This window comes from Streptomyces sp. NPDC050388 (assembly GCF_040655635.1).
GTDB lineage: Bacteria > Actinomycetota > Actinomycetes > Streptomycetales > Streptomycetaceae > Streptomyces.
In genome coordinates this window covers 83,607-94,104 of record NZ_JBFAKH010000029.1, presented here as the reverse complement: position 1 = coordinate 94,104, position 10,498 = coordinate 83,607, and the positions used below count along the sequence as shown (strand labels likewise).

The 10,498-nt window shown below is 71.1% G+C and carries 11 protein-coding genes and 2 rRNA genes; 11 read left to right on the top strand and 2 right to left on the bottom strand.

The genetic code is table 11. From position 1 onward, the window contains the following. The 4 genes from AB0I73_RS18915 to AB0I73_RS18900 form a co-directional block, all read left to right on the top strand. Window positions 1-74 (top strand): 23S ribosomal RNA (locus AB0I73_RS18915); the annotation flags it as partial. A gap of 102 nt (window positions 75-176) precedes the next feature. Continuing rightward, window positions 177-293: ribosomal RNA gene (gene rrf, locus AB0I73_RS18910) — 5S ribosomal RNA — on the top strand. Window positions 294-489: 196 nt separating this feature from the next. Further along, window positions 490-1,686 carry a hypothetical protein gene (locus AB0I73_RS18905; RefSeq protein WP_363038721.1) on the top strand — a complete coding sequence of 399 codons (1,197 nt, stop codon included), beginning with the start codon at window positions 490-492 and terminating at the stop codon, window positions 1,684-1,686. Beyond that, window positions 1,578-2,330 (top strand): tetratricopeptide repeat protein, encoded by a 753-nt coding sequence (locus AB0I73_RS18900; RefSeq protein WP_363038719.1) that lies wholly within the window; start codon window positions 1,578-1,580, stop codon window positions 2,328-2,330. Before AB0I73_RS18905 ends, AB0I73_RS18900 begins: the two co-directional genes overlap by 109 nt. Before the next feature lie 99 nt (window positions 2,331-2,429). On the opposite strand, the gene AB0I73_RS18895 is transcribed toward AB0I73_RS18900, so the two are convergent. Continuing rightward, on the bottom strand, window positions 2,430-3,716 hold the full coding sequence (locus AB0I73_RS18895; protein WP_363038713.1) for a DUF1015 domain-containing protein: 1,287 nt from the start codon (window positions 3,714-3,716) through the stop codon (window positions 2,430-2,432). A 71-nt stretch (window positions 3,717-3,787) separates the two neighbouring features. On the opposite strand from AB0I73_RS18895, the gene AB0I73_RS18890 reads away from it, so the two are divergent. From AB0I73_RS18890 to AB0I73_RS18875, 4 genes are all read left to right on the top strand, one after another. Next, window positions 3,788-4,822 carry an HAD hydrolase-like protein gene (locus tag AB0I73_RS18890; RefSeq protein WP_363038711.1) on the top strand — a complete coding sequence of 345 codons (1,035 nt, stop codon included), beginning with the start codon at window positions 3,788-3,790 and terminating at the stop codon, window positions 4,820-4,822. Between the two features lie 71 nt (window positions 4,823-4,893). Continuing rightward, complete coding sequence (locus AB0I73_RS18885; RefSeq protein ID WP_363038709.1) at window positions 4,894-5,940, top strand: iron chelate uptake ABC transporter family permease subunit; 1,047 nt, start codon at window positions 4,894-4,896, stop codon at window positions 5,938-5,940. Next, entirely contained in the window at window positions 5,937-6,974 is a 1,038-nt protein-coding gene (locus tag AB0I73_RS18880; protein WP_363038707.1) for an iron chelate uptake ABC transporter family permease subunit, read from the top strand. Before AB0I73_RS18885 ends, AB0I73_RS18880 begins: the two co-directional genes overlap by 4 nt. Continuing rightward, complete coding sequence (locus tag AB0I73_RS18875) at window positions 6,971-7,891, top strand: ABC transporter ATP-binding protein (RefSeq protein ID WP_363038705.1); 921 nt, start codon at window positions 6,971-6,973, stop codon at window positions 7,889-7,891. Before AB0I73_RS18880 ends, AB0I73_RS18875 begins: the two co-directional genes overlap by 4 nt. Here AB0I73_RS18875 and AB0I73_RS18870 read toward each other — a convergent pair. Further along, window positions 7,875-8,222 (bottom strand): SCP2 sterol-binding domain-containing protein, encoded by a 348-nt coding sequence (locus AB0I73_RS18870; RefSeq protein WP_363038703.1) that lies wholly within the window; start codon window positions 8,220-8,222, stop codon window positions 7,875-7,877. The two genes, AB0I73_RS18875 and AB0I73_RS18870, sit on opposite strands and share 17 nt — an antisense overlap. A gap of 42 nt (window positions 8,223-8,264) precedes the next feature. Here AB0I73_RS18870 and AB0I73_RS18865 point away from each other — a divergent pair, with 42 nt between their 5' ends. From AB0I73_RS18865 to AB0I73_RS18855, 3 genes are read left to right on the top strand one after another with little or no spacing between them, the layout of a single operon-like run. Next, window positions 8,265-8,618: a hypothetical protein gene (locus AB0I73_RS18865; RefSeq protein WP_363038701.1), complete on the top strand. Its 354-nt coding sequence runs from the start codon at window positions 8,265-8,267 to the stop codon at window positions 8,616-8,618. Window positions 8,619-8,625: 7 nt separating this feature from the next. Then, complete coding sequence (locus AB0I73_RS18860; protein ID WP_363038699.1) at window positions 8,626-9,441, top strand: TlyA family RNA methyltransferase; 816 nt, start codon at window positions 8,626-8,628, stop codon at window positions 9,439-9,441. After that, window positions 9,438-10,343: an NAD kinase gene (locus AB0I73_RS18855; RefSeq protein ID WP_363038697.1), complete on the top strand. Its 906-nt coding sequence runs from the start codon at window positions 9,438-9,440 to the stop codon at window positions 10,341-10,343. The genes AB0I73_RS18860 and AB0I73_RS18855 overlap by 4 nt, the downstream gene beginning before the upstream one ends. Window positions 10,344-10,498: the final 155 nt, after the last annotated feature.

Here is a 10,498-nt window from a genome sequence, read left to right as displayed (position 1 = left end):
GGTTGATAGGCCGGATCTGGAAGCCCAGTAATGGGTGGAGGTGACCGGTACTAATAGGCCGAGGGCTTGTCCTCAGTTGCTCGCGTCCACTGTGTTAGTTCTGAGACAACGACCGTTGTCGGCTTTGAGCGGAACACAATAGAAGAGTGTGCTTGTTCGCTCGAAACCATTAGGGTTTCGGTGGTCATAGCGTAGGGGAAACGCCCGGTTACATTCCGAACCCGGAAGCTAAGCCTTACAGCGCCGATGGTACTGCAGGGGGGACCCTGTGGGAGAGTAGGACGCCGCCGAACAATCTTTGGAAGGACCCTTGGTCCCAGCGTTCAGCTGGGACCAAGGGTCCTTTTTTATTTCTGGAGCGCGCCGGAGGTCCGGCTGCGTGAGAATGCTTGCGGTACCGAAGACAGGAGTCACCCATGTCCACCAACTCTCCCGACGATCGACCGGAGCGCGACCAGCGGCGACGGGACAATGGGGACCGTTCGGACCGTGGCGGTCAGCGAGGAGGCCCGCGTCGGTCCAGTGACCATCACCGCGGGGACCGCAGGGACGGAGACCGCGACCGCGGGTTCCGTCGGGACGACCGTGGTGGCAGCCGACCGGAGCGCGGTGGTTTCCGAGGCCGGGATGACAGCCGTGGTGGTGAGCGGGGCGGTTACCGCAGTCGGGACGACCGCCGTGACGGTGACCGCGAGCGTTCCGGCTTCCGCCGCGACGACGACCGGGGTTACGGGCGACGAGACGACCGGCGTGATGACCGGCGGGGTGACGAGCGGGGCGAGCGGGGCGCTTTCCGAGGCCGTGACGACAGCCATGGCGGTGACCGCGGAGGTTACCGGGGCCGCGAGGACAGTCGCGGTGCCGACCGGGGCGGTTTCCGCGGGCGTGACGATCGTGGTGGCTTCCGTCGGGACGACCGTGACGACCGGGACCGTGGTGGTTTCCGAGGCCGGGATGACAGCCGTGGTGGTGAGCGGGGCGGTTACCGCAGTCGGGACGACCGCCGTGACGGTGACCGCGAGCGTTCCGGCTTCCGCCGCGACGACGACCGGGGTTACGGGCGACGAGACGACCGGCGTGATGACCGGCGGGGTGACGAGCGGGGCGAGCGGGGCGCTTTCCGAGGCCGTGACGACAGCCATGGCGGTGACCGCGGAGGTTACCGGGGCCGCGAGGACAGTCGCGGTGCCGACCGGGGCGGTTTCCGCGGGCGTGACGATCGTGGTGGCTTCCGTCGGGACGACCGGGATCACCGCGATCGTGGTGGCTTCCGTCGGGACGACCGTGACGACCGGGACCGTGGTGGCTTCCGTCGGGACGACCGTGACGACCGGGACCGTGGTGGCTTCCGTCGGGACGACCGTGGTGATCGGGGCGGTTTCCGTCGGGACGACAGCCGTGGTGGTGATCGGGGCGGTTTCCGGGGCCGCGAGGGCCGAGACCGTGACGACCGTGGGCGTGGGCCGCGTCGGGATGACCGGGGTGGGCGACCGGGCGGGTTCCGCGGGCGCGACGACCGGCACGGAGGCGGCCGGTTCCGTGAGGAGCGCGACCGGGACCGCGAGCCCATCAAGCGGCTGCCGATCCCCGAGGACGTCACGGGTGAGGAGATCGACAAGGACGTACGGCAGGAGCTGCAGAGCCTGCCCAAGACCCTCGCGGAGGATGTCGCCAAGAACCTGGTGATGGTCGCCCGGCTGCTCGACGAGGACCCCGGGGCTGCCTACGACTACTCCAGGGTGGCTCTGCGACTGGCGTCGCGTGTCGCCGCCGTACGGGAAGCCGCAGGCTTCGCCGCCTACGCCAACCAGAAGTACTCCGAGGCGCTTGCCGAGTTCCGGGCGGCGCGGCGGATGACCGGGACCGCGGAGCTGTGGCCTCTCATGGCCGACTGCGAACGTGGGATCGGACGGCCGGAGAAGGCACTGGACATGGCCGGTGCTCCCGAAGTGCAGAAGCTCGACAAGGCCGGGCAGGTCGAGATGCGGCTCGTCGCGGCCGGCGCTCGGCGTGACATGGGGCAGCTGGACGCCGCCATCGTGACGCTGCAGAGCTCCGAGCTCGCGTCCCACTCCGTGCAGCCGTGGACCGCGCGGCTGAGGTACGCGTACGCCGATGCACTTCTCGCCGCCGGACGGGCCGGTGAGGCACGGGAGTGGTTCGCGAAGGCCGTGGAGGCCGACCGGGACGGCGGCACGGACGCTTCGGACCGGCTGGCCGAACTGGACGGTGTGGAGTTCACGGACGCGCTCGACGACGAGAGTGACGACACCGACGCCGACTCCGACGCCTCGGAGGGCAGGGACGAGAGCGACGTCGACAAGGATTGACGGCTCCGGCCCGTGAAGCAGGACGAAGGGGTGGGATTTCCGGTTCACCCGACCGGGAATCCCACCCCTTCCTGCTTTCCGCGTTTTCTGCGCCACTTGTCAGAACGCGCGCAGTACCAGTCCCGACGCCGGCTTGGGCCCGAAGGACGTCGACTTGCGGGGCATCGTCACGCCCTGGCGGGCGAGGTCGCGGACGACCTCCTCGCGGACCGGGTGCAGCAGTACCGCCGTACCGCCGTCGCGCTCCGCCTTCGCGACGGTCGCGGCCGTGTCGTGGATGTAGGCGATATGGGTGGGGGAGTCCTCGGGGATGCGCCACACCTGCTTCAGGAGCGTGGAGTGCAGGACGGTGGCGTCCAGGGTGCGCCAGGCCGCCGGGCGGTCGCCGGGGACGGTGCGGGCCAGCAGGTCAGGGTCCGGGCGGTCGACGAGGTGGAAGGTGCCGTCACCGGCCAGCAGGAAGGCGTTGCCCGCACCGGCCGCCTCGGCCAGTACCTCCATGGCGTCCGACAACGGGGCGTCCACGCGGCGGACCCGGAACAGACCGTCGAGGGCGGCCAACGCGTCCGCGACGGGCAGGCCGTGCAGCAGGCGATGGATCGCGCGGACCCGCAGCGGGTACCGGGCCGTGTCGACCAGGAGCACCAGGCCGTCGTCCCAGGGACTGGGGGAGGGGTGCTCCGCGCGGAGCCGGCGGTAGGTCGCCCAGCGGTGGTGGCCGTCGGCGATGAGGGCCTGCTGGCCGGCCAGGTCGGTCCGGACCGTGGCCAGGTCGGCGGGGTCGGTGAGGGACCACAGTCGATGACAGAAGCCGTCCTCCGTGGTGGTCGTGAGGAGGGAAGAGGTCCTGGCCGTGCGCTCGATCAGGTCGGCGGTGGCATCGGTCGAGCCGTCGCCGGGATAGCTCAGCAACAGGGGCTCGAGGTTCGCGGACGTGGCCAGCATCAGGGCCGCGCGGTCGGCGACGACGTGCGGCATGACGTCCTCGTGCGGCAGGACCAGCCGCTCGTCGGGGTCCGAGACGCGCAGGGCGCCGATGATCCCGCGTTGCAGCACGCCGTTGCCGTCGCGTTGTTCGTAGACGTACAGGCAGGGTTCGGGGTCCGTGGCCAGGACGCCCTCGGCACGCCAGCGGTTCAGGGTGTCGGCGGCCTGGGCGTTGCGGGCCTCGGGGGTGTCGGCCTCGGGCAGGATCAGCCGGACGATGTTGTAGGGGTCGGCGGACTGCAGGTGGTGCAGGCCGTCGGGGCGGACGACGACGTCGTACGGCGGGGATGTCACGGCGGCCAGGCTGCCGACCCGGTCGGGATCGTAGCGAAGGCCTTGGAACGGGGTGAGTTCCAGGCCTCGGCGCGCCTTTGCTTCCGAGGGACCTGCAGTCTTCATCAGGGCATCGTACGGGGCCGGTGACATGAGGGATGATCGGGGGAAAGCCGTCGAACGAGGAGCGATGCGAAATGAGCCGGAGCGTCAGGACGAGGCCCGGGGACAGTGGGCAGGCCCTGAGCGAGGCGTACGACACGGCGCTGCTCGACCTCGACGGTGTGGTGTACGCGGGTGGGGAGGCGATCGTCCATGCGGTCGACTCGCTGGCCACGGCCCGCGAGGGGGGCATGCACCTGGCGTACGTGACGAACAACGCCCTGCGCACTCCGGACACGGTGGCCGCGCATCTGACGGAGCTGGGGATACCGACGGATGCCGGGGACGTGATCACATCGGCGCAGGCGGTCGCGCGGCTGATCAGCGAGCAGGTGCCGCAGGGGGCCAGGGTGCTGGTGATCGGAGGCGAGGGCCTGCGGGTGGCGCTGGGTGAGCGCGGCCTGGTGCCCGTGGAATCGGCGGACGACGATCCGGTCGCGGTGGCACAGGGGTACGGCGGGCCGGACTTCCCGTGGGGCCGGTTCGGGGAGGCGAGTTACGCGATCGCGCGTGGGGTGCCGTGGTTCGCGTCCAACACGGATCTGACGATCCCCAGCGGGCGGGGCATCGCCCCGGGCAACGGCGCGGCGGTGGAGGTCGTGCGCATCGCCACGGGTGCCGAGCCGCAGGTGGCGGGCAAGCCGCTGCCGCCGATGCACCGGGAGACGATTCTGCGTACGGGCGCCGAACGGCCCCTGGTGGTGGGAGACCGGTTGGACACGGACATCGAGGGCGCGTTCAACGGTGGGGTGGATTCGCTGTTGGTGCTGACCGGGGTGACCGACGGGGCGCAGCTGCTGGCCGCGCCGCCGCAGCACCGGCCGACCTACGTCGACGCCGACCTGCGCGGGATGCTCACCGGACAGCCGGAGGTGACCGCGGCGGACAGCACCGGCGGATTCCGGTGCGGTGGCTGGACGGCGGCAGCGGACGGCGGGGCCCTGGTGCTGGACGGGGACGGCGCAGCTCTGGACGGGCTGCGGGCGTTGTGCGCGGCGGCGTGGACAGCGGCGGGCGACGGCGTGTGCGCGTTGGACGGAGCGAAGGCACTGGCCCGGCTGGGTTTGTGAGGCACCCTCGATTTCAGAACCTCAGCACCTCAGGACCGTGATCGCTTGGGAGGGTAGGCTAACCTAACTGCGTGTTGGTCGACAGCCCTCCCGAACCGCGCGCGGACATCGCCCCCGCGCCCCCGAACCGCCGGGCGATGCTACGCGTCCTCGGTCTGTTCCTCTCCGCCGCGATCCTGGTGGTCATCGCCCTGGCGAGTATCGCGATCGGGGCGAAGGACCTGTCCCTGGACCAGGTCTGGCACGGCTTGTTCGAGGAAACGGGCACCTACGGTGATGTCGTCGTCGCCGACCGGCTGTCACGGACCCTGCTCGGCGCGCTGGTCGGCGCCGCGCTCGGCCTGGCGGGGGCGGTGCTGCAGGCGCTCACCCGCAATCCGCTCGCCGATCCGGGACTGCTCGGCATCAACGCGGGCGCGTCGGCGGCGGTCGTCACGGCCATCACCTTCTTCGGCGTCACGTCGCTGTCGGGCTATGTGTGGTTCGCGTTCTGCGGGGCGGCCGCGGTCGGTGCCCTGGTGTGGTTCCTCGGCGGCAGCCGGGGCGCGACCCCGGTGCGCCTGGTGCTGGCCGGCACCGCGATCTCCGCGGCGCTGTTCGGCTACCTCCAGGCAGTGATGATCCTGGACGAGGCGGCCCTGGGGAGGATGCGCTTCTGGACGGTCGGGTCGCTGTCCTCGGCGAGCGGCTCGGTCATCCGGCAGGTACTGCCGTTCCTGCTGGTCGGGTTCGTGCTGGCGCTGCTGCTCGCCCGGCCGCTGAACGCCATGGCCATGGGTGACGACACCGCCAGGGCCCTCGGCGCCGACCTGAACCGCACGCGGGCGCTGGCCATGCTCGCCGCGACCGTGCTGTGCGGGGCCGCGACGGCCGCCTGCGGGCCGATCGTCTTCGTGGGTCTGATGGTGCCGCACGTCGTGCGCTCGTTCACCGGACCCGACCTGCGCTGGATCCTGCCGTACGCGGCTGTCCTGTCGCCGGTGCTGCTGCTCGGCGCCGATGTCCTCGGCCGTGTGCTGGCCCGGCCCGCGGAACTCCAGGTCGGCATCGTCACCGCGATCATCGGCGGCCCGGTCTTCATCTTTCTCGTACGACGGCGGAGGACGGCCCAGCTGTGAAGACCAACCGTGCTGTGCGGACACCGGGCGGCCTCTCGTTCCGGGTGGACGTGCGGGCTCTCGTCGTCGCCGTCCTGCTCCTGCTCGTGGCGCTCACCGCGAGCGTGGTGCTGATCGGCACCGGCGACTTCCCGATACCGGCCGCCGACGTGATCCGGACCCTGCTGGGCGAGGGCGACCCGGGCCAGGAGTTCATCGTCACCGAACTGCGGCTGCCCCGGGTACTGGTCGGACTGCTGGTCGGCGTCTCGCTCGGGCTCGGCGGCGCGCTGTTCCAGTCCATCTCCCGTAATCCCCTGGGCAGTCCGGACGTCCTCGGCCTCGGCCAGGGCGCCACGGCCGGCGCGCTCGTGGTGATCGTGCTGTTCTCCGGGACCGCCAACCAGGTCGCCGTCGGTGCGCTGATCGGCGGACTGGTGACCGGGTTCGCCATCTATGTGCTCGCCTGGAAGCGGGGCGTGCACGGATACCGGCTGGTCCTGGTCGGCATCGGTGTCTCCGCGATCGTCACCGCGGTCAACGGCTATCTGCTCACCAAGTCCGACATCGTCGACGCGGCCCGTGCGGTGGTGTGGATGACCGGCTCCCTCGACGGCCGTGACTGGGACCAGGTCTGGCCCCTGCTCGCGCTGTGCGTCGTCCTCGTACCGCTGGTCCTCGCCAACTCCCGCGGGCTCAGGATGATGGAGATGGGCGACGACATCTCGTACGCCCTCGGGGTCCGGGTGGAGCGCGTACGGCTGCTGCTGATGCTGTCCGCCGTACTGCTCACCGCGTCCGCGACCGCCGCCTCCGGGCCGGTCGGCTTCGTCGCGCTCACCGCGCCGCAGCTCGCCCGGCGCCTGACCCGTTCGCCCGGACCCAACCTGGTGGCGTCGATGTGCATGGGCGCCGCCCTGCTGGTGAGCGCCGACTGGATCTCGCAGCGGGCCTTCGGCGCCGAGCAGTTGCCCGTGGGCGTGGTCACCGGAGTGCTCGGCGGCGTCTACCTGCTGTGGCTGCTGGTCACCGAGCGCAGGGCGGGCCGGATATGAACGCCGGGAGCGCCAGGAACTCCACCACCACCGCCGGCGGCGGACGGAACAACCGAAGGAGCACCGTGAACCGACTGTCCGCAGAGGACGTCACCCTCGCCTACGACCAGCGGGTCATCGCCGAGCAGTTGTCGGTGGAGATACCGGACAACTCCTTCACCGTGATCGTCGGCCCGAACGCCTGCGGCAAGTCGACGCTGCTGCGGGCGCTGTCGCGCATGCTGAAGCCCAGTCAGGGGCGGGTGCTGCTGGACGGTCAGGTCATCCAGTCGATGCCCGCGAAGAAGGTCGCCCGCACCCTCGGACTGCTGCCCCAGTCGTCGATCGCGCCCGACGGGATCACCGTCGCCGACCTGGTGGGCCGGGGCCGGTACCCGCACCAGGGCATCCTGCGCCAGTGGTCGGCCGAGGACGAGCGGGTCGTCCAGGAGTCGATGGCCCGGACCGGCATCGCGGACCTCGGCGAACGCCATGTCGACGAACTCTCCGGCGGGCAGCGCCAGCGCGTGTGGATCGCCATGGCGCTCGCTCAGGAGACCCCGCTGCTGCTCCTCGACGAGCCGACGACCTACCTGGACATCCAGCACCAGATCGACGTGCTCGACCTGTGCGCGGAACTGCACGAGGAGCAGGGACGCACCCTCGTCGCCGTCCTGCACGACCTCAACCACGCCGCCCGGTACGCCACCCACCTCATCGCCCTGCGCGGAGGGAAGGTCATCGCGCGGGGCGCGCCGAAGGAGATCGTCACCGCCGGACTGGTCGAGCAGGTCTTCGGGCTGAGCTGCCAGGTCATCGACGACCCCGAGACGGGAACGCCCCTGATCGTGCCGGCGGCCCGCAAGGCGCGGGTCGCGGCCGGAGCCGGGCGCACCGCGGACCGGCAGGAGAAGGTGGGCGTCAGAGAAGCTTCCTGAGGTGGAACAGGTCGCGCAGACCCGCCTCCAGTCTCACCCGGCCCGAAGCCCAGGCCCTGGCGAAGTGCAGTTCGCCGTCGACCAGGGCCAGCAGGTCGTCCCCCTTTATGGCTAGCCTGAGCTGGGCCTTCTCGCGCGTAGGGCCCTCGAGGGTGTCGTGCACCTCGATCCGTCCGCCGGTGAGGCGGCCGACGAAGGTCACGTCCAGGTCGGTGATGTGACAGCTGACGGAGCGGTCCATCGCCGCCGCCGCGCGGACGTCGCCCTCGGCGTGCCGCATGCTGTCCGAGAGTCTGGTGAGTGCGGCGCGGCACTCCTCGATCGTGGCCATCGCGGACGACGGTACCCCAGTGGTTCGCGGTAGCGTCGGGGCATGAACGACGCAGTACCCCAGCCGGGGGGCGCGCAGCAGCCGCTCCCGCGGGTGGAGCACGCCGTACCACCGGTCGAGGATGCCCCCGCCGCCCCCGCACCCCTGAACGTGCCCCGCACCCCCACCGGGAACGCCGAGGTGGACGCGTGCCTGGAGCGGCTGGCCGACGCCGACCACCTCACCACGGACGGCCATGTCGAGGTGTACGAAGATGTGCACCGGGGGCTGCGTGACGCGCTCACCGCGCTCGACGCCCGTCCGGGGCCTCCGGCTCCCGCCCGTCACCCGACCACCACCCTTCAACGAGGCCCTTCGGGCCACGAGTCCCATTCGCCGCACCGACAGGGGAGCTGAACCGAACGTGGCAGGAGTCGCACGCCGCCGTCTCGACGCGGAGCTGGTCCGCCGGAAGCTCGCGCGCTCGCGGGAACACGCCGGCCAGCTGATCGCCGCCGGGCGGGTCAGTGTCGGAAAGACCGTCGCGACCAAGCCCGCCACGCAGGTGGAGACCGCCGCCGCGATCCTCGTCGCCGAGGACGCCGGCGACCCGGACTACGTGTCGCGCGGCGGCCACAAGCTCGCCGGCGCCCTCGAGGCCTTCGTGCCCGCAGGGCTGGTCGTCGAGGGGCGGCGGGCGCTGGACGCCGGCGCCTCGACCGGGGGCTTCACCGACGTCCTGCTGCGGGCCGGGGCCGCGCACGTGGTCGCCGTGGACGTCGGATACGGACAACTCGCGTGGTCTCTCCGAAACGATGAACGCGTCACCGTCAAGGACCGTACGAACGTACGGGAGTTGACGCTCGAAGCAATCGATGGGGAGCCTGTGGATCTTGTCGTGGGGGATCTTTCCTTCATCCCGCTCGGACTGGTCCTGCCCGCCCTGACACGGTGCGCCCGGCCGGACGCCGATCTGGTGATGATGGTCAAGCCGCAGTTCGAGGTGGGCAAGGAGCGGCTGGGCAGCGGCGGAGTCGTACGCAGTCCGCAACTGCGCGCCGACGCCGTGCGGGGGGTGGCCGCCAAGGCCTGGGAGCTGGGACTGGGGGCGAAGGGCGTGACGGCGAGTCCGCTGCCCGGACCCTCGGGGAATGTCGAATACTTTCTGTGGCTGCGGGCCGGGGCTCCGGAACTGGACCCGGCCGACGTTGACCGTGCAGTGGCGGAGGGGCCGCGTTGACACCGAATCGAGTTCGTACCGTTTTCCTGCTCGTCCACACCGGCCGCCCCGCGGCCATCCGCAGTGCGGAACTCGTGGTCAAGGGGTTGCTGCGTTCCGGGCTCGGGGTGCGGGTGCTGGAGACCGAGGCACAGGACCTGCCGCTGCCGGACGAGGTGGAGACCGTCAAGGAGGCCACGCCCGAGTGCCTCGACGGTTGCGAACTGCTGATCGTGCTGGGCGGTGACGGCACGCTGCTGCGCGGCGCGGAGTTCGCCCGCGCCTCGGGGGTGCCGATGCTCGGCGTGAACCTCGGCAGCGTCGGATTCCTCGCCGAGGCCGAGCGGGACGACCTCGACAAGGTCGTCGACCGGGTGGTGAGCAAGGCGTACGAGGTCGAGGAACGGATGACCGTCGATGTCGTCGTGCACCGGAACGGCACCATCGTGCACACGGACTGGGCGCTGAACGAGGCAGCCGTGCAGAAGGTGTCCGCCGAGCGGATGCTGGAGGTCGTGCTGGAGATCGACGGGCGGCCGGTGACCGGGTTCGGCTGCGACGGGATCGTGTGCGCCACCCCGACCGGATCCACCGCGTACGCGTTCTCCGCGGGCGGGCCCGTGGTGTGGCCGGAGGTCGAGGCGCTGCTGATGGTGCCGATCAGCGCGCACGCGCTGTTCGCCAAGCCGTTGGTGACCTCGCCGGACTCGGTGCTGGCCGTGGAGGTCCTGCCGCACGTTCCGCCGGGTGTGCTCTGGTGCGACGGGCGGCGGACCCTGGAGCTGCCGCCCGGGGCGCGGGTCGAGGTGCGGCGCGGCGCGGTGCCGGTACGACTCGCCCGGTTGCACCACGCCTCGTTCACGGACCGGCTGGTCGCGAAGTTCGCCCTGCCGGTCTCGGGGTGGCGGGGAGCTCCGCACTAGGGCCTGCCCGGCGGATCAGGTCGCAGGAAAGCGGCGGTGTCTTGTCGGTGCGGGTGAGCGGGGTCCGGTGTGTTCCCCTTGCTCGAAGAGCCCGGGGGAGGGCGTGTCGGACCCCGCGTCTGCGGCATGATCCGCCGGACGGGCCCCGGGGCCTG

What these genes read in the sequence shown, in the direction of transcription:
- AB0I73_RS18875 (WP_363038705.1), top strand. Translation starts at nt 6,971, where the DNA reads ATGAACGCCGGGAGCGCCAGGAACTCCACCACCACCGCCGGCGGCGGA.
- AB0I73_RS18895 (WP_363038713.1), bottom strand. Translation starts at nt 3,716, where the DNA reads ATGAAGACTGCAGGTCCCTCGGAAGCAAAGGCGCGCCGAGGCCTGGAA.
- AB0I73_RS18865 (WP_363038701.1), top strand. Translation starts at nt 8,265, where the DNA reads ATGAACGACGCAGTACCCCAGCCGGGGGGCGCGCAGCAGCCGCTCCCG.
- AB0I73_RS18870 (WP_363038703.1), bottom strand. Translation starts at nt 8,222, where the DNA reads ATGGCCACGATCGAGGAGTGCCGCGCCGCACTCACCAGACTCTCGGAC.
- AB0I73_RS18890 (WP_363038711.1), top strand. Translation starts at nt 3,788, where the DNA reads ATGAGCCGGAGCGTCAGGACGAGGCCCGGGGACAGTGGGCAGGCCCTG.